16 protein-coding genes, 2 tRNA genes and 3 pseudogenes are annotated in these 22,663 nt (G+C 38.9%); 8 read left to right on the plus strand and 13 right to left on the minus strand.

Annotated features, from left to right (window positions below; genetic code table 11):
* The first annotated feature begins 193 nt into the window (after positions 1–193).
* From BQ7394_RS06345 to BQ7394_RS06365, 5 genes are all read left to right on the plus strand, one after another.
* Entirely contained in the window at positions 194–3,502 is a 3,309-nt protein-coding gene (locus tag BQ7394_RS06345; RefSeq protein ID WP_161951779.1) for a TonB-dependent receptor, read from the plus strand.
* A 20-nt stretch (positions 3,503–3,522) separates the two neighbouring features.
* Entirely contained in the window at positions 3,523–5,181 is a 1,659-nt protein-coding gene (locus tag BQ7394_RS06350) for a RagB/SusD family nutrient uptake outer membrane protein (RefSeq protein ID WP_082211677.1), read from the plus strand.
* Between the two features lie 92 nt (positions 5,182–5,273).
* A complete protein-coding gene (locus tag BQ7394_RS06355; protein WP_210436521.1) occupies positions 5,274–6,758 on the plus strand; it encodes an FAD-dependent oxidoreductase in 1,485 nt (494 codons plus the stop codon).
* Positions 6,759–6,761: 3 nt separating this feature from the next.
* Positions 6,762–8,042 carry an MFS transporter gene (locus tag BQ7394_RS06360; RefSeq protein ID WP_082211679.1) on the plus strand — a complete coding sequence of 427 codons (1,281 nt, stop codon included), beginning with the start codon at positions 6,762–6,764 and terminating at the stop codon, positions 8,040–8,042.
* A 15-nt stretch (positions 8,043–8,057) separates the two neighbouring features.
* Positions 8,058–9,647, plus strand: coding sequence for an alpha-L-arabinofuranosidase C-terminal domain-containing protein (locus BQ7394_RS06365; protein WP_075556600.1), 1,590 nt, complete (start codon positions 8,058–8,060; stop codon positions 9,645–9,647).
* A gap of 45 nt (positions 9,648–9,692) precedes the next feature.
* On the opposite strand, the gene BQ7394_RS06370 is transcribed toward BQ7394_RS06365, so the two are convergent.
* The 12 genes and pseudogenes from BQ7394_RS06370 to BQ7394_RS06425 form a co-directional block, all read right to left on the minus strand.
* Complete coding sequence (locus BQ7394_RS06370) at positions 9,693–10,268, minus strand: uracil-DNA glycosylase family protein (protein WP_075556601.1); 576 nt, start codon at positions 10,266–10,268, stop codon at positions 9,693–9,695.
* Between the two features lie 13 nt (positions 10,269–10,281).
* Positions 10,282–10,631 (minus strand): annotated as a pseudogene (locus BQ7394_RS26210) (DUF3795 domain-containing protein).
* A gap of 21 nt (positions 10,632–10,652) precedes the next feature.
* Positions 10,653–10,967 (minus strand): cupin domain-containing protein, encoded by a 315-nt coding sequence (locus BQ7394_RS06380; RefSeq protein ID WP_075556602.1) that lies wholly within the window; start codon positions 10,965–10,967, stop codon positions 10,653–10,655.
* Between the two features lie 4 nt (positions 10,968–10,971).
* Positions 10,972–11,328: an arsenate reductase family protein gene (locus BQ7394_RS06385; protein WP_075556603.1), complete on the minus strand. Its 357-nt coding sequence runs from the start codon at positions 11,326–11,328 to the stop codon at positions 10,972–10,974.
* 12 nt (positions 11,329–11,340) lie between these two features.
* Positions 11,341–11,976, minus strand: coding sequence for a hypothetical protein (locus BQ7394_RS06390; protein WP_075556604.1), 636 nt, complete (start codon positions 11,974–11,976; stop codon positions 11,341–11,343).
* A gap of 63 nt (positions 11,977–12,039) precedes the next feature.
* Positions 12,040–12,702: an MgtC/SapB family protein gene (locus tag BQ7394_RS06395; RefSeq protein WP_075556605.1), complete on the minus strand. Its 663-nt coding sequence runs from the start codon at positions 12,700–12,702 to the stop codon at positions 12,040–12,042.
* 19 nt (positions 12,703–12,721) lie between these two features.
* Positions 12,722–14,152: a sodium:proton antiporter NhaD gene (gene nhaD / locus BQ7394_RS06400; protein ID WP_075556606.1), complete on the minus strand. Its 1,431-nt coding sequence runs from the start codon at positions 14,150–14,152 to the stop codon at positions 12,722–12,724.
* Positions 14,153–14,494: 342 nt separating this feature from the next.
* Positions 14,495–14,601 (minus strand) — tRNA-Pro (locus BQ7394_RS25780).
* Between the two features lie 196 nt (positions 14,602–14,797).
* A complete protein-coding gene (locus tag BQ7394_RS06405) occupies positions 14,798–16,189 on the minus strand; it encodes a hypothetical protein (RefSeq protein ID WP_075556607.1) in 1,392 nt (463 codons plus the stop codon).
* Positions 16,190–16,564: 375 nt separating this feature from the next.
* Positions 16,565–16,666 (minus strand): annotated as a pseudogene (locus tag BQ7394_RS26215) (site-specific integrase); the annotation flags it as partial.
* Between the two features lie 48 nt (positions 16,667–16,714).
* Positions 16,715–17,269 (minus strand): annotated as a pseudogene (locus BQ7394_RS25370) (phage integrase SAM-like domain and Arm DNA-binding domain-containing protein); the annotation flags it as partial.
* A 116-nt stretch (positions 17,270–17,385) separates the two neighbouring features.
* Positions 17,386–17,458 (minus strand) — tRNA-Gly (locus BQ7394_RS06425).
* A gap of 71 nt (positions 17,459–17,529) precedes the next feature.
* Between BQ7394_RS06425 and argB the strand changes: the two genes are divergently transcribed.
* Positions 17,530–18,303 (plus strand): acetylglutamate kinase, encoded by a 774-nt coding sequence (gene argB, locus BQ7394_RS06430; RefSeq protein ID WP_075556609.1) that lies wholly within the window; start codon positions 17,530–17,532, stop codon positions 18,301–18,303.
* Positions 18,304–18,350: 47 nt separating this feature from the next.
* Here argB and BQ7394_RS06435 read toward each other — a convergent pair whose 3' ends face one another.
* Positions 18,351–19,019, minus strand: coding sequence for a 3-keto-disaccharide hydrolase (locus tag BQ7394_RS06435; RefSeq protein ID WP_075556610.1), 669 nt, complete (start codon positions 19,017–19,019; stop codon positions 18,351–18,353).
* Between the two features lie 424 nt (positions 19,020–19,443).
* Here BQ7394_RS06435 and BQ7394_RS06440 point away from each other — a divergent pair, with 424 nt between their 5' ends.
* Entirely contained in the window at positions 19,444–20,889 is a 1,446-nt protein-coding gene (locus tag BQ7394_RS06440; RefSeq protein WP_075556611.1) for an ATP-binding cassette domain-containing protein, read from the plus strand.
* A 12-nt stretch (positions 20,890–20,901) separates the two neighbouring features.
* Positions 20,902–22,653 carry a DUF6057 family protein gene (locus tag BQ7394_RS06445; protein WP_075556612.1) on the plus strand — a complete coding sequence of 584 codons (1,752 nt, stop codon included), beginning with the start codon at positions 20,902–20,904 and terminating at the stop codon, positions 22,651–22,653.
* Positions 22,654–22,663: the final 10 nt, after the last annotated feature.

Raw genomic sequence — 22,663 nt, forward strand, 5'->3', positions numbered from 1 at the left:
AATGATGTATGCCTATGAGGAATAACTGAATAAAAGAAAAACGGAAAATGCGACCAACATTTTCCGTTTAGAAGACTTTAGTCGAATTATTGCAACACAATTACAAATCTAAAATCAATACAAAAGTATGAATTTATTTTCAAATTCAAGGCAAACTATACCTGTTTGTCTCCGTAATAAAATCTTTAATATTATGAGATTATCCGTAGTATTATGTTTGTTAACCATTTTTTGTGCATCCGCCAATGTTAGTTATTCACAGGTAGCAGAGATATCTCTGGATCTGAATAATGTAACTCTCAAACAGGCGTTGGATGAAGTAAAGCAGCAAAGCGAATATTCTTTCTGGTATAGGGATAAAGAAATTAATTTGAATAAAAAGGTTTCTGTTCGGCTTGACAGGCAGAATATCAATGTCGTTTTAGAGAACTTGTTGGCCGGTCAGGGATTGGCTTATATGATTGATGAAAAACATATTATCATTTATAAGAAGACAGATGAGGCTGTCGTTGGAAAGAACCTGCAACAAATAAAAAGGATAACAGGTAAAGTTGTCGATTATAAAGGAGAAACAATTATCGGGGCCAATATTCTTGTTAAACATTCAGAGAATAATGGTACGGTAACTGATATAAACGGTCATTTTAGTTTGGATGTTCCGGCTAACGCTACGATACAAGTTTCTTATATCGGTTATGTGGAACAGGAAATAAAAATAGGAAATCAAACGGAACTGAAAATCGTATTACAGGAAGACAGCCGTGCTTTGGATGAAGTTGTGGTTGTCGGATATGGTACACAGAAAAAGGTAAATCTGACGGGTGCCGTGACTGCCATCAGTAGTGAAGTGATCAATAAGCGCCAGGTAGGTCAGGCTTCACTGGCTCTTCAGGGAACGGCACCCGGGGTAACGATTACACAACGTTCCGGACAGCCGGGATTGGATGAAGGTGATATTAAGATCCGGGGGATCGGAACATTGAATAATGCGAACCCTTTGATTCTGGTCGATGGGATAGAGATGGGATTAAACAGTCTGGACGTTTCGACGATCGAATCTATTTCTGTATTGAAAGATGCGGCATCTGCTTCAATCTATGGTTCGAAAGCTGCTAATGGGGTTATCCTTGTAACAACCAAACGGGCTGCGGAAGGAAAGTTTAATATTTCGTACAGTGGATATGTGACAAAGCAAAGTCCGACTAACATGCCTAAGAAGTTAGGGGCGATAGATCACATGATGCTATTAAATGAGTCGAAGTTAAATGCCGGTGCCGGTGCTGTTTATACCGATGAGCAAATAAGAGACTGGCGAGAAAAAGGTCCTTCCGATCGGGATCATTATCCTGATACAGACTGGCAGGACGCTATATTGCAGGGAAACGGTATTCAGCACAATCACAGTTTGACGATGACAGGTGGCACGGATAAATTGAAAGTGTTGGCTTCCATCGGTTATTTAGGTCAGGGAGGTATTATAAAGAATGTTGACTTTGAGCGTATATCCTTACGACTGAATACTGATTTTATCTTTTCGAAGTATTTCTCTTCTTCATTGGATGTTTATCTTTATAACTCTAACCGGAATTCGGTAGCGAAGTATAATAGTGAATCTTCCAATGGTTCAGGTATCGGGTACATTTTTTATCTGATGAATAAGTTGCCGGCAGTGCAGGCCTGTCAATATGCTAATGGAAATTACGCAGAGGGACAAAATGGTGAAAATCCTGTGGCTAGTATTCATGAAGGAGGCTTTACAAATGAGAAGTCTACGCCGATGATGGGTAATTTGTCTTTCAAATGGACTCCTATCGATGATTTTTGGATGCAGGCAGCTTTCTCTCCTTCTATCTCCTATCCGCAATCGAAGGCTTTCATCAATCGGGTCACGACTTATAATCTGGATGGAAGTGTTTTCTCCACTTTACCCAGTAAGTCTAATCTGACCATGCAATCCGATTATAACCGGTATCTTCAGTTTAGGAGTACGGCTAATTATAAGAAAACCATAAAACAACATACGATTGCCGCTTTAGCCGGTTTCCAATATGAATCGAATTACAGTTCTGGTTTTAATGCTTTCAGGGACGATTATCTATTCCCGGAATATACGGTTTTACAGGCCGGTTCTGTAGAGAATATGAGAAACGACGGTTGGGCTGGCGAGAGCGTACTGATGTCATGGTTCGGTCGCATAAATTATGACTTTAACAGTAAGTATCTGTTTGAAGCAAATATTCGTTATGACGGATCTTCTAAGTTTGGGAAGGGTAATAAATGGGGAGCTTTCCCGTCTTTCTCGGCTGGCTGGAGATTATCGGAGGAAGTGTTTTGGAATAACCTGAAGGAATATGTTTCAAACTTTAAGGTAAGGGCATCGTGGGGAACACTCGGAAATCAAAGTATTAATGACAATTACCCGTTTTCTTCCAATATCGATATGACGACGAAATATATTTCGGAAGATAGATTGATGGATGGTGCTGCTGTCCTGACAATGAACAATCCAGATATTACCTGGGAAACGACTCAGATGACCAATGTCGGTGTAGATTTTAATTTAATCGATAAAATCAGTGTGTCTTTCGACTGGTATTATAAGAAGACGAAGGATATTTTATTGAAACTGGATATTCCCCGGACTATGGGATTACTAGCAACTTACCAGAATGCCGGTACCGTTGAAAATAAAGGGTATGACCTGAATATCACTTATTCGGATAAAATAGGGGATTTTGATTTCGACCTTTCTTTTAATTTATCGGATGTAAAGAATAAGATCCTGGACTTAAAAGGTATAAACGGAACCGGACTCGTGACAAACAGGGAAGGATATTCTATTAATTCTTTATACATGTACAAATCTTTGGGTATTCTTTCTGATAATGATTTTGAGGCAGACGGTACTTATAAATGGACTCGCCAGATACGTAGCCTGGCTCCGGGGGATTTGAGATATGAAAACAGTAATGACGATGATTTGATAAATGATGATGATCGCCAAGTATTAGGTTCGACGATCCCCAGATATACTTATGGCATTAATTTTGCTGGACGTTATAAAGGATTTGATTTAAATATTTTATTACAAGGCGTAGGCAAGGTGGATGGTTATCTGACTCAAATAGCGATGTATCCGTTCCATATGGGAGGTACCGCTTTTGAGATTCATAAAGATCGTTGGACAACTGAAAATCAGAATACTGGAGCGACTTTTCCACGGTTATACTTCAACGACTCGAATAATTATCTGAATTCAGACTTTTATAAGAAAAGTGCAGCTTATCTGAGGTTGAAGAATGTTCAGCTGGGGTATCGTATCCCTGAAGCTATTTCCAAAAAGGCTTTGATTGAATATCTGAGATTCTATGTGTCGGGCGAAAACCTGTTGACGTTTACGAATTTCTGGAATGGCTGGGATCCGGAAGTATCTCCAGCTCAGGGAGGCCAGTATTATCCTCAAGTAAAAAGCATTGGTTTTGGTGTAGATATTCGTTTTTAATCATTTAGATCATTACAATTATGAAAACAAAAAAGAATATGATAAGTCTGTTTCTTGTATGTATATTGTTGTTTACATCTTGTGAAGGCGTTTTAGAAAAGTATCCGTTGAATCTTCCTTCTACAGAAACCTTTCTGGAAAATGAAGATCAGATAAAAATGGCGATAGTCGGGATACACTCTCCACTCTATCTGATGTATGACTGGATCCCTTTTATGATCTATTTCGATAATGCCTCGGATATTGCTGCTGAGAGAGATGTGAACCCCGAACAATTGTATCATAATCCGAGTGCCTGGCAATTGAAAGATCTTTGGACGTATATGTATAATGGCATTTCAAGATGTAATTTTGTTTTGGATAATATCAACCGCTCCGAAGGAAAGGTTTCAGAAGAGAAGATCAATCAGTACAAAGCGGAAGTAAAGACTATGCGTGCTTATTATTATCATGTATTGGTATCTATGTTTGGTGATGTTCCTCTGATTGAACATGTACAGACAATAAGTGAAGCCTATGTCTCTCGAGATGCAAAGGATAAAGTCGTGGATTTCATTATTTCGGATTGTGAAGAAGCGGTACCTTTCCTTTCCCAGAAAAATGCACCGAACACAATGGCCATAACAAAAGGTTTTGCCTGGGCTATTGTGGCGCGAACTGCTCTATATAATAACCGTTTGGAGGTCGCGGTCGACGCTTGTCGTAAAATAATGGAACTGGAAGGTACTGAATATATTCTCGACGATAGTTATGAGAATCTGACAAAGATTGCCGGAAAAACTTCAAAAGAAATTATTTGGGCTGTCCAGTTTAACCAGGATGATAAAACGCAGTTGATGCCTAAACGTTATTTATCTCGTTTAGGGGGCGGTTATTCGAATAAAATGCCTGTTCAGGCACTCGTTGATTCTTATGAATGTATCGATGGCCTTTCTATCGATAAATCCCCTCTTTACGACCCTCTACATCCCTGGGAAAACAGAGATCCGAGACTGGGGTATACGATTGCTTTACCCGGTACGGTTTTTCTCGGTTATCAGTTCGAAACGAATAAAGACAGTATAAAATGCTGGAATTATAATGTGACCCCGGCTGTAAGGATTGATAATTTGGATGCAACACATACGTATGCCAGTTTCTCCGGATATTGTTGGAGAAAGTATGTCGATGCTTCCGAATATCGAACGGACGGTGCTTCTTCTATCAATGCGATCGTATTCCGTTATGCAGAAATATTGTTGACTTATGCGGAGGCCAAGATTGAATTGAATCAATTGGATAATACGGTTTATGAGTCTATAAATAAGGTGAGAGCCAGAGTTGGGATGCCGTCTGTTTCCAATGGCAAGAGCCAACAGGAGTTGAGGGCTATAATCAGGAAAGAACGGAAATATGAATTGGCAGGCGAAGGTGCCCGTTTATTTGATATACGTCGTTGGGGGATGGCAGAAAAGGTAATGAACGGAATGTGTTATGGTCGTGTACCGACAGGCTATCCGTCTACTGCTCCTTCGATTGATGAATATGGTAACCCGGATTATTCAAACTATCCAGATAAAGATAAATTGGGGACAAAATTAGGCATACGTTATTTTGACCCGGCGAAGCATTATTTGTCTCCTATTCCTTTTGCGGAAATCCAGACAAATAAGAACCTGATCCAGAATCCTGGATATTAATAGAGCTAGAGTTTAATAATTAATCATATCCGGGTAACGAAAGATGTTTCATATATCTATTCGGTTACCCGGACAAAAGAACTATGTGCAAAATGAAGCAAATTATAGAGAAACAGAGAGAAACAAAAGTGATAGCGACACCGGATGTTTTAGTGGTAGGTTCAGGGCCTGCTGGTATCGGTGCAGCAATTGCTTCTGCAAGGATGGGAGCTAAGACTTTATTGGTTGAAAAATATGGTTTTGTCGGTGGTAATATGACTGTGGCAATGGTGAATCCGATGTTTACATTTCATGACATAAACGGCAGGCAGGTAATAAACGGTATTGCCGGAGAGTTTGTTTCCCGTATGGTGGCAGATGGTGTTTCTGCCGGACATGTCACAGATATGACATTCGATAATGCGTCGATGACTCCTTTTGATCCAGAAGGATGTAAGGTACTTCTCTTTAAAATGTTGGAAGAGGCTGGCGTTCAGATTCTACTGCATAGCCTGGTTGTTGGAGCGCAGGTGGAGAAAGGGAAAGTATCGGCCGTTATTATTGAAAGCAAATCGGGTAGAGAGGCGATTTGTCCCCGTTATGTTATCGACTGTTCAGCGGATGCAGATGTTGCCGTTAGTGCGGGTGCCGATTATATTGCCGGGAGAAAAGAAGATGGAGCGATGCAACCGGCAACTCTCTATTTTAGAATAGGTGGGGTCGATAATCTCGATTTACGTCGGTGGATGAAAGAAAATCGAAATCTGTTGAAAGACGATCCGACTGACGAAGAAATCGATAGTCAGAAAGCAATGGCTTTCTTAGGTTTGAATGAACTGATAAAAAAAGCTGTAGAAACAGGTGAACTGGATGATGAGGTCGCTCCACGGATTTTGATGTATGAATTACCCCACGGACAATTTTCGGTGAATACGACTCGGTTACAAAATGTCGATGGAACTAATACTGCAGATCTGACGCGTGCGGAAGTGCTGCTTCGTAAACAAGTAATACAAATATTCCATTTCCTTAAAAGACATATAGGAGGTTTTGAAAACTCTTTCATTATCGATTCGGGAATACAAGTAGGAATAAGAGAAACCCGGCATATCGTAGGTGATTATACTTTATCCGAAAATGATATTTTAAATGGTACGGCTTTTTATGATGGCATCGCTTGTGGAACTTTTGCAATCGATATTCATCCTCCTTATGGAAAACAACAGATTTTTACAGGTTCCGGAAAAGTCGTTTATGAGATTCCGTATCGTTGTTTATTGCCGGTCGGGCTTGATAATTTATTAGTGGCAGGCCGTTGTATTTCTGCTACGCATATTGCATTTGGTTCTATAAGAGTTATGGCTACTTGTATGGCTATGGGACAGGGAGCCGGGGTTGCGGCTGCTCTGATCGCTCAAAAGGGAATCTCTACACGTGAAATAGATACAACTGAATTGAGACAGGAATTATTAAGGGAGAAGCAGTATCTTCTGAATGGAGAGCAGGAGGATAGTATAAACGAGGCTTTGATTCTGAAACGGAAAAATAGTAATGGGAAAAATGCCGGTCATTATAATCCCTTTTTAAAACGGGAATAAGAGATGGGAGAGGTTATAAGAATAAAAAATGTCCGGTGGAGAATAGCTGTATTGCTATGTTTGGTTTCAGGTTTAAACTGCTTGGACAGGAATACCTTGGCAATTCTGGCTTCTACAATACAAAATGATCTTCATTGGACGGATGCTGATTATGCAAATATCACTGCTGTATTTGTGTTTAGCTATACGTTGATGTATGCATGCAGTGGCAGGGTTATCGACCGGATTGGAACCAGGAAAGGGTTTGCCATATTTGCCGGCGGTTGGTCTTTGGTCAGTATGTTACATGCCTTTGCCGGATCTATTACTCAGTTTGCTATTGTTCGCTTTTTACTAGGAATTACTGAATCCGCTAATTTCCCGGCAGGAGTTAAAGCTTGTAGTGAATGGTTTCCTCTGAAAGAGCGTGCTTTAGCCATTGGGTTATTTAATGCAGGAACGGCTATCGGGGCTGCATTGGCTGTTCCGATCGTCTCTTTTCTGGCGTTTCATTTTGGATGGCGACTATCTTTTATAGTGACGGGGTTCTTAGGTTTTATCTGGTTGTTTTTCTGGTTGAAATATTATCATTTGCCTCAGAAACATCCGGATATTTCAGAAGAAGAAAAGAATTTGATTTTATCTGGTGATGAAAGTGCGGAATCGGGGGAACAGGCTAAAGTCAGCCTCAGAGATTTATTGGCGAGGAAGGCTACTTGGGGATGTTTTTCAGCCCGTATATTCATCGATCCGGTAACTTATTTCTTATTGTTCTGGATTCCAAAATATTTGCAGGATGTACAGGGATTCTCCTTAACCGAATTGGGTGTGACTGCCTGGTTGCCTTATACTGCTATGGGGATTGGTACCATATTAGGAGGAGTATTACCTAAACTTTTGATTGATAAATATAATTGGTCGTTGAATAAAGCCAGAAAGACTGTGATGTTTATTGCATCTTTGCTTATACCTGTGTTGTGTTATTTATTATTTTCCGGAGCTACGCCTTTTATTGCTATAGGTTTGATATCCGGTATAATGCTGGCTCATGGCCTGTGGGCGAATATAACTATTCCTTCCGAGATCTATCCTAAAAGCGTACAGGCGACTATCACTGGTATAGGAGGCACATTGGGAGGAATAACGAGCGTGGTCTCTCAGAAAATAATAGGAGTGACTATCGGCGTTTACTCTTATTTACCAATCTTTATTTATATAGGTGCTGCTTATATGGTCAGTTATATATTGGTCTCTCTTCTGGTAGGTCGATTAGGAGAAATAAAACAATTTAAAAATGTTGAATAGTTTAAGAATAAAAATATGAAAGTAGAAAGAAGTTTATTAGTTATACTGTGTGTGTTATTGTTCGGTTTTACATCTTTTGTGTCAGGACAGAGTGTCGTTCATATTTCGATACCGGATCGACTAGAGGCCATCGATCCAATGATTTATGGTCAGATGCTGGAAGATTGTAACGATAGTGTGATTTATGGGGGATTGATCAGGGGAGACGGTACTGAGCATCCTGTCGTGAACGAACTGCTGAAACCTCTTAATATGCCGATTGTTCGCTGGCCGGCGGGAACTTATATACATGAATATAATTGGGAAAATGGAATTGGTCCAAAAGAAAGTAGACCGACTGTCGATTGTATTTGCTGGGGTGGACAAGATACGAATATATTTGGGACGGATGAGTTTCTTCAATGGTGTAAAAAAATAGGGACGGTCCCTTATATTAATTTTAATATGAGTAATAATCCTAAATATGCCGGTTCATTGGGAGATGCATTAAACTGGCTCGAATATGTCAATGGAGCTGAAAATACGGCCTATGGAATGAAGCGGGTTCAAAATGGGCATGCACGGGCGTATGATGTGAAGTACTGGTGTATTGGAAATGAAAATTATGGTCCCTATGGAGTACATAAAGCGGAAACTGCGGAGGTCTATTCTGAGAAGTTGTATAAGTGGGCAAAAACAATCCGTGGTCTTTATCCTGATTTGAAGTTGCTTGGAGTTGGTCATTTATATGGTTGGAACGATACGGTTCTTTCTAAGAACGGAGCTTTAATTGATTTTTTGACATTACATTATTATATGGGAGCTCGGATGAAGGATGATGTTCTTATCGATCCGTTATATACGATCTTTGCTCCTGCAAAGGTTGAGGCAAATATAAAGAGAAGTGCAGAATTATTAAATGAGGAAAACCGACGTTTGGGGAGAACTGGTAAACCAATACGATTCAGTATCGATGAATGGAATAATAGGCATGCTGTTTATGATGGAGTGAAGTTTGGCTTTACAAGAAAAGACAACAGGAGATTATTCGACGTTACAACTGTTGCCGGAATGCTGAATGTTTTCATCAGACAAAGTCCTGTTGTCGGGATGGCAAATTATATATTTCCGGTGAACGGACATGGTCTGATTAAAACCTCAGGTGATGACGATGCTTATAAAACGCCTGTTTATTATGTGTTTGAATTGTATCGACGCTATATGGTTGGAGAGAAGATCAATGTAGAAGTTGATGGACCGGGATTATCGCTTCCGTTAGGAAGGTTAAGAGTAGAGGGAGATATGAATAGTGACGTGAATGGAGAAACACAAGAACTGAAATTTATTGATGGTGCTGCGGTTTTAACGAAAGACGGAAATATAAATATAGCTTTAATAAATCGTTCTCATGAAAGCGGGCAAAAGGTTCGTTTAAATGTTCCTGAAGGATATTATGTGAAGAATATATGGAAACTTGAAGCGGACAATATTAATGCAGCGAATTCAAGTAATGACAGAAATCGGATTGTACCTGAGAAGAAAGAATTTAGTTCTAAAAAGTCTCAGATAGATTTAGGTATATCTCCTTGTGGTTTTTCTTTGATACAATATTCAAAAGAAAAATAACCAATAAGGCCATTGTCTCTGTAGTAAGGAAGACAATGGCCTTATTTATAGCATTTCTAAATCTTCGAACATTTTCCTGTAAACCGCTGCTTTCTCTTCCAATGGTTTGGGATAAGCGCGGGAAGAAGAAGGCATGCGATATAATCTGAATACTCTACTTAGTAAAGTGAACGTAGAAAAGGAACCGACCTTCGGTTCTTCGGTAGGAGGTAATACGGATAAAAGTGTATCCATCGCCTTTTGGCCGGTTACGACAATTGCTTTACACTCCGGAATCTGCGACAAGACTTCTTCCGGATCGATCGGTTTGATAACTTGCAGGAAGTTGTCGGAAGCATTGTTCTTCAGACGGATGATCTCGATAGCCGTATCACCGATGCCGATACCTTTTTCCTTACAAAACAGTTTGGCCTTTTCTTCACTGAAAGCTTTCTTTGTCTCCAGGAAATACTCTTTATTATTATAAAATAGTAGTCCCAGGATACGCCACATATCGTTCTGGATATTCGGATAGTAGAAGTTCATCGACCAACGTTGCATGGGAGGTGGGAAGCTACCCAGCATAAGCAGTTTAGTCTGTTCGGGTAGAAAGAACCCTAGCGGATGTAATTCTGATACCATTGGCTTTTGTTATTTATCTTTTTATTGTCTGTTGTTTTTTACTGTGCATTTCTTCGGCAAAAGCATCGTATCCGATGGCTTGTATTCTTCTGATACAGGCAGCACGATCCGAACGGAAAAGAACAGCGAAAACCTTTCCTATGAAGTTGTTGAACATCTTGCATTCCTCAATGGAACTGATCGTACAGTCCGCACAACTCTTATAGTTATGCTCGATATTGCAAGACCGTATTTTGCACCATGCTGCTTTTGTATTCGACTTGCATCCGGGACATTGTTTTTTACAAATTTACGGCAGGCTCCGCAATATAATCCGCAAGCTGCAACATAGTCTGCACTGGGTTGATAGGTAAGATTTTCCATTCGAAAAGTAAATTAAGATGATTATTTGTCTTTTACAGAGATACCGATCATAACGGTTGTTCCGTCAATATTATTCCATACGGAATGGGGAATACTTCCTTTTACCAGAAACGACTCGTTGGCATTCAGTATTTTTACTTCGCTGCCCAGCTCGATACGTGCCTGCCCACTGGTCACAATAAACAGATGGTTATGTTCGTGTGTATGCAATGAAGTAGGCCCACCACCTCCTTTTTCCAGATAAGCAATGGAACCGTCGATAATTTCCCCGCAATCAGCAAATAGCTTCTTTGCCAGGAAATGAATATGATCGGGAGGGGTGATGAACTCTTTCATAGGACTATTTTACTAAATCTTCCCATTCGCCGGGTTTAAAACCAACCAGTACCTGATTTTCGTTTACCAGTAATGGGCGTTTAATCAATTTCCCATCGGATGCCAGCAATTCAATCTGTTCTTGGTCGCTCATGGAAGGCAGTTTGTCTTTCAGTTGCATCGCTTTATATACCAGACCGCTAGTATTGAAGAAGCTTTTCAAAGGAAGCTTGCTCCGTTCAATCCATTCAGTCAACTCTTCAACAGAAGGATTCTGGTCGATTATATGACGATCATCATAGGATACCTTATGTTCATCAAGCCACTTTTTTGCGTTCCGGCAAGTACTGCATTTGGGATATTCTAAAAAAAGATATTTCATATCATTCAATCTTTATTTGTCTTTCTTGCGTTGGTTCTTTGCATCTTCTTTGGCGAGAAGGACAACGTTGTAAACAAAATCAGTCATCCATTCTTCCGAGTAACCAAGTGTTTCTTTGTATTTACGAATACTCCAAGCTGTTTTTTGTACGCTAACCTCTTTCCATTCCGAACGGGTTACGATCTCGTGGATTGTTTTAGCTGTCTGGTTGTATAATAGCTTTTTTACCAGCATGGAGAAACGGAACTTCCACTTCATCAGGTTGTCTAACAAAGAAAATAGGTCATTGCAGAAACCCTGGAACAGGAAAAAGTACGATTTGATATCGTTTTGCGATTTACAGTTCTTTTTAACCGATGCCTCAATCTCTTTAAAGAAGCTTTCTTTCATGCCGTAGTCTTGCATCAGGATTTTACGGACACGTGATTTTTCGGCGATACCCGGTTTGTTATTTTGTGTTGGGATTTTCAACATCCGTTTGAATAGCGCCATATCCGATAGCATATTGATGTTGGTTATACCCAGTTGTACAGCCATTACTGCCTGATAATAAACGCGGATCAGAGAAACGAACTCTTCAACGGAGCCCTTTGAGGAAGCTTCTGTTTCTTCTTTCTCTTTCTTAAAAAGTCTAGAAATTATGTTCATGTGTATTTGTTATAAATAATTACGGGGACAAATATAGTAAAACTTGTCCCCGTTTCAGTAATTCTATTCAATTCTCTCGACTGTTATTTCCGGAAACTCTTCCATAAACAGGAGTAATTTGTTGTCATCCATACTTTTTTTCGCTTTTATGACTATTGTAACGATGTAAGTGTCGGCATTCGAATGATTGACTTTTTCCATTTGATAGGAGACGAGCATATAGCCTCTGTCACTCAGCACCCGGGTAACCTTTTGTATAATGTCTTTCTCGGTGGTCGAAAAGATGATCATCGAGCTTTTCATCCCCAGACTTTTAAAGATGAAACTTAATAGCTCCAGGCCGATTAAAGTCAATATTGTCGCTGCTACACCGACACCATACATCCCGGCTCCGATGGCCAGTCCAATCCCGGCGGTAGCCCAGATACCCGCGGCTGTTGTCAGTCCGCGAACAAACTGTTTCTGAATAATAATCGTTCCTGCACCGATAAAACCGATGCCACTTACCACCTGCGCCGCAACACGGCTGGGATCGAGGGAAACACTGTTTTCCTGTATGATTTGCTGGAAACCATACTGAGATACAATCATGATGAGAGCACTACCTAATGAAACCAGGAAATGAGTACGATATCCGGCTTCTTTTGCCCTGTATTCCCGGTCGAGACCAACTACAGCTCCCAGAAGACCTGCGATAAATAATCTAAGTATGAAATCCCATAACATAATTGTATCCTCCTTTTGTTTATAATCCCAGTACTACGTTCTGGATAATATAGACTCCGGCCCCTGCCAGATATCCAAGGAGTGCAAGTAACGAAATATTTTTGAGATACCAAATGAAATTGATGCGTTCCAGCCCCATAACTACAACTCCGGCAGCAGATCCGATGATCAGCATACTACCTCCAACACCGGCACAATAGGCTAAGAATTGCCAGAAGATGCCATCTTGAACGAAGTTTGCCATATAAACAGGATCGGCAGCAGATGCAATCATAGCTTCTGTTGCTACCGGATACATACCGATTGCACCGGCAACCAAAGGAACATTATCGACGATAGCAGATAAGGTTCCGATAATCAGGTTTACAGCATATACATTACCTACTGTATCATCCAGCCATAAAGCGAAATTGGAGAGAACACCACTACAACGCAAGGCGTCTACAGCCAATAGAATTCCAAGAAAGAATAATAAAGTTGCTCCGTCTATCCGGCGAACTATTTTTGATAAACGGAGTTTTATATCTTCGTTTACGATATTCCGTTTATACATTAATTCTGTATATATCCACAAAATGCCGACACCCATCAGAATACCCATGAATGGAGGCAGATGGGTGACTGTCTTGAATATAGGTACGAATACAAGGCAGAAAACGCCAAGAATTAGTATCGAAAGTTTTTCTTTATTCTTCAGTTCTTTGAGGAGTTCATCATTCTCATTGTCAGTAAATGCGTCGGGAGGTGTTACCTTTCCGTGCAGGAAGCGCATCATGATCAATACAGGCACTGCTGCTGAAACCAAGCTCGGCAGGATGAGGTGAGGAATGGTTGAGGATGAAGATATATTACCTCTAACCCATAACATGATCGTAGTTACATCGCCGATTGGAGACCAGGCGCCACCACTGTTGGCTGCAATAATAATGACGCTACCAAACACCCAACGTTCTTTGTAGTTGCCTAATAATTTTCGCATCAACATAACCATAACGATTGAAGTAGTCAGGTTATCAAGTATGGCAGACATGAAAAATGTTATACAGGCAACTAATACCAGTAACTTTTTTTTCTGGTTTGTCTTAATGCGGTTTGTGATGAACATGAACCCTCCGTGGGCATCGATCAGTTCAACGGTAATCATTGCTCCGATCAGGAAGATCAGTGTTTCTGCAATTTCACCGATACTATCCAATATCTGGTGTTCGACGACAAAGCGGGTACTTTGTTCCACGAAAGGGAGAGCTGCTATGCCAGGATGCGAATCCAGGAACTCTTTAAAGGCTTCGGCAGAAGCTATAGGAATAAGATCGGGTGCCCCGAAGGTATATAAAACCCAAAGTATAGTTCCGGTGAGTAGGGCCGTTCCGGCTTTGTTTACTTTCAGTGGATGTTCTAAAGCTATACATAGATATCCAACTAAAAAAACCAAAATCATCACTGTTAACATGGCTGTTTTCTCTTTTTCTTTTTAAATTTAGTTAATAGTCGCAAAAGTAAGAATAATATAGGATTAACACTCATTTTTAATGAAATGTTTTCAGCTATGAAAACTATTCTTTAATAAATATGAATATGGATAGGAAAGTATATTGCTTTATTATATTTCCCCATTATTTTATCAGCACTGGGGAACTTTCCCCATATAATTGGGGAAGAATGCCCATAGCTGTGGGCTAAAATCCCCATAGGTGTGGGGAAATTCCCTTTGTAATGAGAGTAAGTTGCTTTACTCTGTGTGGTAAAAAATAAAAGGTATTACCCGGAGAAGGCAATACCTTAAATAAAAGTGAGCGGTAAGCGAGACTCGAACTCGTGACCCTTAGCTTCCCCAAGCTAATGCTCTCCAAGGCTGCCAAAAGCTTCGCTTTCGTCTGCCACCAACTGAGCTACAACCGCTTACGTCATCTTTAGAAGATTTCTTTGTTTTAAATTATTATCTGGTTTACGTGTTGGTTTACATCCTGTTGTAAATCAAGATTGATTAATGAATTTGTTAATTATCTCTTTCGCAATACTATATCGTATAAAAAAGAATAGTAAGACACGAACTTGAATAAATTGTAGATGATATTCAAATCCGTGTCTTTCTAGATTAGTTAGAAATATTGTTGATACTAGTCGGTGTTAGTGTGCCCATTTCAATATCTATTGAAAATATATATTCTTTTCTCTCTGCTTTTATGTTATATATCCATGGGTTAGAACTAGTATCAACAGAACCCTCAACTTTTGCATGAATTGGTATTTCATTCAGATTTTCCCAAGAAATGCACCAAATAGATTCTCCTTTTTTATAATCGTAACGTTCTATAAACCAATTGAGAGGAAAATAGCCAACGCCCGGAGAAAGAACAGACCTAAAGCTAATTGCTTCCGTATAAGATATTAAAATACTATTAGTCTGTTTTATTGAGTCTTGCGGTGAAATTGGGGCAATATCATATCCTACTAGTGAACCAATGGATTTGTACTTCTTCAATTTAACTATTGATTCTCCCTTTGGTGAAATAACAACACTGTCGTCTAGTAGAATGCTTCCTTGATACCAATCTCGACAAGTCATTTTTTTGCTGTTTGCAATATTTCTAGAATACCAATAATGAAAATTATCCGTATCGAATATCATTATGTCTCGATAATATTTATTACCTTTTTTGTCTATATAAACAGGGGTGAAACCTTTACCCCAAGGTGTTTCAAATTGACTTTCAATTTGAAATTTATCAATCTTGACATTTTGTATCTCTTCTCCAATAGCAACTTTTATATTACGTTCAATAGTCTCTTTTCCAACAAAATTTTGCCATTTATCATTTTCTGACAAATATAAACCAATCCACATTTTGTCATTTCGAAAGGCAGAAACAATTGTAGTATCTTTATTTAGATCAGTAACTGTTACATTCTCTATAATATTTTTATCTGTAATTAAATATGTATCAGAAAAATCAGAAGGAGTTGCATTTGGAAAAAGCCCGCTTTCGCTGTCATCCCAATAGATATAAGTATATCCACCAGCGTTTTGAATATGAGGAACAGAGTAGTTGGTGGTTTCATAAACCATATTAACATTATTCCCCTTTATTTGGAGTATATAAAATTTTGTTTTTCTTGTAAAATCAGATTCTGGTCTTTCCCATGCAACAAAAGCATACCCTCCAGGCATTATGATAGGACTAGTAATAGTATTGATAGATAGATTCTGAAGTAAATTCCACTCATTTAGCTTTTCTTTAGTTGCTCCATTGAATAATCCTAACCAAGGTCTACTATTTTTTAGGCCAAATATCCAAGTATTTCCATTTTCATCTGACTTAAGAACTAAACTTCCTTCATCAAAATCTTTAAGGTTTAAACTTTTTTCCCAGCCGGTCCAAAAATTATTATCAGAAATCTCATTCCCAGGAATTTTATTTAAAGGTTCTTTGCTGCACCCGGTTAAAAGACTAATTAAGAATAATAGAAATAGTGTTTTTGTATTCATAACAATTTAAATTTTATCCTCCCTGTTCCCACCGTTTGGATTAAAAAAATAAAAGGTGTGGGAACTGTATTTGTTTTATCCTACATTCAGGCCTTCGCATTGCCTTTGGAATAGATAAAACAACAGCAACCCACACCAATTTAGTATATAATTTACCCTCATAGGTAAGTTTAATACAAATGATGCGGGTGCTATTGCTATCATCTTCATTCCAATATCAAAGTTGCGAAGTTTGAATGTAGAAGATAATTTCAATAACACCTTTCGTTAAACGTATGTCCTCTCATGTCATCCTATCGCTTTAGGCGTATGAGATTGCTGCAAATGTACGAAAAGTGTTCTATTTTCCAACTGCTGAGACTAGATATTCTCCATCTAAAAGGATAAAACATCATAAGCCTGTAATATTTTTTCTTGTCTTAATCTTAAATATCGTTTAGTAGTCGCTACACTGGAATGATTAAATAAATCCATCAGCTAAACCAATGCCAATTTTAAATTCTTAATTTGTATTTGGCTTTAAGTAGCTTTATTGTAAGCACTTCTCAAAGTCCTAAACATTAGGCTAATAGTTGTTTCCTTATTCTTTTTGGAACGTAACCATGTTTCGTATCGTTTAAGCCAATCTGTATCAATATCGCTGAATAGAATATCAAGCCTCCCCTTTGTGAATGTCATTAATGAGTTGTAGGAGCTTTTATATATGTGCCTGTTTCCTCTTTTGTCTATACTCTCATAATAGGAAATAAGCCCTTCGTAAAATTCTTTTATGGTTTAGACTTTAAATGATTGTTTATTGAGAAGAGTTTCGGGGGTATAATCTTTTTGCTCAGAATTAAGTTCAATAATTTGTTTTTGTATTTCTGTCTGCTTATCCAATATGATTTTTTGTATATGCTCATAATTGGGGCAAACAGGTTTAAGTTTGTTTTTGGTGAAATCCCAATATTTAGGATTGATCGACAAGCCTAGGCTTTTGTATTTTCGCTTTCCATCTTTATTTATTTGTAACATCAAAGGATTTTCGCCATTTGATAATGTTTTTGATGTGTAGCAAACTGCTGAAATAGAGGCATTCATGATGTGATTTCTGGTTTACATATTGGTTTACATGGTATGCTTAAAACTCACTAAAACCGTAATATATAAAACAAAATCAAGCAATCATCTTTTAAGATAACTGCCTGATTATTAGGAGCGGTAAGCGAGACTCGAACTCGTGACCCTTAGCTTGGGAAGCTAATGCTCTACCAACTGAGCTACTACCGCGTTAGACTATGCAAAAGTATGTAAATCTTTTCTTTTTTAGTACCTTTGGCGCAAAAAATATTTTGTCAGATATGAAAAAAGAAAAGCTTACGCTGATTAAAGTCGGTGGAAAGATCGTGGAGGAAGCAGAAACACTGCAAAGTTTGCTTCGTGATTTCTCTCAGATAGAAGGATTTAAGGCGTTGGTACATGGTGGTGGCCGTTCTGCTACTAAACTGGCCGGCCAATTGGGTATCGAAAGCAAGATGGTTAACGGACGCAGGGTGACAGATGCTGAAACTTTGAAAGTGGTTACTATGGTATATGGCGGTTTGGTCAATAAGAATATTGTTGCAGGTCTGCAGGCATTAAATGTAAACGCATTAGGGTTAACCGGTGCGGATATGAACCTGATGCGCTCGGATAAGCGCCCGGTAGCAGAGGTGGATTATGGTTTTGTAGGAGATGTAAAAGAGGTGAATGCTGATCTGTTGGCTTCTCTTATCCATCAGGGCATTGTCCCGGTGTTGGCTCCGCTTACTCATGATAAACAAGGGAATATGTTGAATACCAACGCCGATACCATTGCCGGAGAGGCAGCAAAAGCATTAGCCAAACATTTTGATGTGACATTGGTATTTTGTTTTGAAAAGAAAGGCGTATTGAAGGATGAAAATGATGACGAAAGTGTTATTCCGGAAATTGATCGTACGGCTTTCAAGCAATTGGTAGAACAGGGTATTATACAAGGAGGTATGATTCCTAAACTGGAAAATTCATTTCAGGCGATTGATGCAGGAGTCAGAGAAGTCATTATAACCCAGGCTTCTGAAATTCATTTGGGCAAAGGAACGAAGGTTTCTTAAAATAAAAAGAGGAAAGCTGTCACAGACTTTCCTCTTTTCTTTATTTATTACAAGCTTCTTACTTTTACATTGCGGAACCAGATAAGTGAATCACCATGTTTTCCTTGCAGGCCTATATAACCTTTTGTCGGTAATTCTGCAAAAGGTTTGGGTAGCCAACTGGGAATTTCGCTTCCATCAGGATTTATTTTGCCTGAGGTCCATTTACTCATATCCATTTCAGTTACTTTTTTACCATTCAAAATAACTGTGATGCGTTGTCCGGCACATTTTATACGCATGTGGTTCCATTCTCCGGGCTTTTTTACAACTTTATCTTTATTCGCTCCCAAGTGGCCATAAATAGCACCACATTTTTCATAGGGTTTTCCATTTCCCCATTTTTCGCAATGATCGTCAGCGATTTGTATTTCTACAGAATTGGGGATCCAGTCTTTGGTGTCCGTACAGTAAATAACGACGCCACTGTTTGTTCCTACATCTGTTTTGAAATCCAGATCCAACTCAAAATTTTCATATTCGGTTTTGGTCCATATTGATTCGTCCTCCACAGCTGCAAGTACGCCATTAGTCATGCTCCAGACCTCCGGGTTATAACTGGCATCCGATAGATTTGCTCCAAATAGAGGCTGCCATTTGTTTTTATCGGCTGCAGAAACATTGAGTGTGCTGATAATGCCCAGCAAAAGAATTGAGAAATAAAATAATCGTTTCATGTTATTGGATTTTTAAGATAAAATAATTAGAAATCAAAGATAGATATTCTCTTCAAAATTATAAGATGAAATCTTGCTAATTTTAACAAGGGTTTTTGATTGATAGTAAAACGGTGGCTTTTGTGTAAAAAATAAAAGATTAGGTTGTTGTTTTGTTTTATTTTATTATTTTTGTCTCATAAAGGTGGGTAGTCTATCAGACTGAATTAAGTGGAATAGAACGTAATACAATAAAATATATTGATTAAGTTGAGTTGGGAAATTACAGGCATTATAATAACTAATTTGTAAGAATTTTATAGACATACCACGCCTGTATATATATAAGGGATTGCTCGTGATGAGTGATCCCTTCTTCTTTCTTGTTGATATATTTAAGTTTTATAAAGAAACTGTTTACCTTTGGGCGTATAAATAAAAGACGATGAAAGGGAATAATACAATAGTTAACCTGCAGAATGTGGTTACCCGTTTGCCGGAACTCCGTTTTACAGAGCCGTTTAACTGGTCGGTCAAAGAAGGGGAACAATGGGCTATAATAGGTCCGAACGGTTCGGGGAAAACATTGATTGCGGATATGATGCAACGTAAGTTTGCATTGAAAGAGGGAGAAATAACTTTCGGTTATGAAGATAAAGTAAGTAATCTTGTCAAGAGCATTGCTTTCAAAGATATTTATTCATTGGCGGATTGCCGGAATACATATTATCAGCAACGCTGGCATTCGACGGAAACAGATGAGGTGCCGACAATTGAGCAAATCCTTGAAGAATATGCCGGTACGGAAAATTTGCGCCAGGTACTTTCTTTCTTTGGTATAGAAGATTTACTACCCAAACGTTTGATCTTTTTATCCAGCGGTGAACTACGTAAATTTCTGATTGTCCGTTCGCTCTTGACACGACCTCGCATACTGATCCTTGATAATCCGTTTATTGGTTTGGATGCTTCTTCACGGGATGTCCTGGTCGACTTGTTACAGCAGATGACAAAATTAGAAAATGTACAGGTAATTTTGCTTCTGTCTAATCCGGATGATATACCGGAAATGATAACACATATTTTACCCGTACATAACCGGACGGTTTTTCCATCGGAAACACGGGCAGAGTTTATTACACATACGGATTTGCTTACTCATCTTTTTCCGGATCATTCTTCGGATGTCCCATTACCAATATCAGAAAAGGAGCCTTCCACTCATGATGTTACTTTCCGTATGGAACATGTTTCTATTAAATATGGAACCAGAACCATTCTGAAAGAACTCGACTGGGAAGTACGAAACGGAGAAAAATGGGCTTTATTCGGTCCGAATGGAGCAGGAAAGTCAACTTTATTGAGTTTAATTTATGCAGATAATCCTCAGTCTTATGCAAATACATTATATTTGTTTGACCGGAAGCGCGGATCAGGAGAGAGTATCTGGGATATAAAAAAACGGATAGGCTATGTTTCTCCTGAAATGCATCTTTATTATATGGAGAATGTTCCGGTGTTGAACATTGTCGGTTCCGGATTTTTCGATTCGATCGGATTATATCGTAAATGTACTGCGGAGCAGGAAGTAATAGCTTTGGACTGGATGCGTGTTTTTGGGATCGAGACATTAAAAGACCGCTCTTTCCTGACATTATCATCAGGTGAACAGCGGTTGGCATTACTGGCTCGTGCATTCGTCAAAGATCCGGATTTGATTATATTGGATGAACCTTTACACGGCCTCGATATCAGTAATAAGAAGAGGGCGGCACAGATAATAGAACAGTTCTGCTCCCGGCCGGGTAAAACGTTGATCTATGTGACTCATTATCCACATGAGCTTCCGCAGTGTGTGGATAGACGTTTTGAATTGGTAAAACATGCTTAAAACCACAGTACCATGAAATTGAAAGTTGTAGCTTTCTGGCTAGTCGTATTTACTGCTTTGTTTGTCTTTCTGCAGACATATAGTAAATATCATTTTTACTTTATTGAGCAGACCCAGTTGTTTCAGTTTTCGGGGGAATATATCTCGGATAAATTGCTTATACCCGGTGGATTTACTTTAGTTCTGTCTGAGTTTTTAGTTCAGTTTTTTATTCTGCCATATGCCGGAGCTGCTATTACTGCAGGATTATTACTTATTGCTGGGCTTGGGGTAAGAGGAATTGTACGCCGTATTGTGCCGGATACAAATCTGTTTCTATTTTATCTTATTCCGGTCGTTTTGATTATGTTCATCCATTTTGATTTTAATTATCTGGTATTCGGAACGGTGGCCCTGGATATAATGCTTTTAGTCGTATGTCTGTGTTTGCGTATTCCGAATGACAGGTGGCGGATAGGAGTGGAAGTGTTACTTACACCTGTCCTTTATGGTATGATAGGATCTGCAGCTTTTTTGTTTTCCATATTAGTAGCCATTTATGAACTATTAAACAGAACGCCCCAATATTATTGGGCTTTGCTGTCTTGCGTATTGGCTGTTTTATGTGGAATATGCAGTGTGTATTTTGCTGCTTTAGGTGAATATCGTTTTGCTTTTTTGCCTGATGTCTATTATCATACAGCTTTGGAGCCGAAATTTGTTATTTATTTTTCCTGGATGTCGCTTCCTGTTATTTTAATTATATCGTTCTGGTTAAAACGTAAGCAGAAGCCGATAAGTAAAAAGTTTTTGATTGCAGGATGCGGCGTACAAGTTTTAATATTGTTTCTTTTATGTTGGTGGGGAATTCCTGAATACGGGGATAAAAAATCGATTAAAGTTAAAGAATTGGACTATTATGCCAGAACGGAACAATGGGATCAAATAATTGAAGCAAGTAAAGGGCCGCTTACCAATTACCTGAATCTGTGTTATCTGAATTTGGCTTTGGCGCATAAAGGACAGTTGGCAGACCGGGCGTTTAGTTTTGATCAGAAAGGGCCCTTAGGATTAATGGTTGGCTGGAATCAAACGGAGCAGATCTCTATTTTGCTGAGTGAAGTTACTTTTGTTATGGGAAATACAGCATTGGCGCAAGAGATGGCGTTTGAAGCTTTTGCAACCGCAATAGGAGAGGGCAATCCCCGTATATTGAAAAGACTGGTACAAACTAATCTCATTTATGGGGAATATCCGGTGGCGGAAAAATATATAAATGTACTGGAAAGGACTAGTTGTTATAGCTCTTGGGCGAATGAGCAACGTCCTTTTTTATATAATGATGCCGAGGTAGAAAAAGACCCGGTCCTGGGGCCTATGCGTAAAAGTTTACCCAAAGATAATTATTTGTCGGAATTGAATAATATGGAGAAAGATTTGCGGGTTATAGCCGAAACTAATCCATCAAACAGGAATGCAATTGAATATCTTGGGCTTTTTTATTTGATGTCCAAGGATATGGCCGGCTTTAAGGGTATGGTGGAGCATTATTATGGTACAGATGTTTTACCAGCATTGCCTAAATCGTTTCAGGAAGCAGTGATTACCTTATCGGAGGCTGAACCTGATTACTGGAAGCGTTTTAATATTTCTCCTTCGGTAGTGCAACGTTTTGCTGAATATAAAAAACAAGTTTTGGCAAATAGGAGTAATGCGAATGCACTGCCCGGGTTAATGCGAAGAGCCTACGGAGATACTTACTGGTTTTATTTTATGTTTAAATAATCGGATGAAT

This window comes from Parabacteroides timonensis, assembly GCF_900128505.1.
In the GTDB taxonomy this organism is placed as follows: Bacteria; Bacteroidota; Bacteroidia; order Bacteroidales; family Tannerellaceae; genus Parabacteroides; species Parabacteroides timonensis.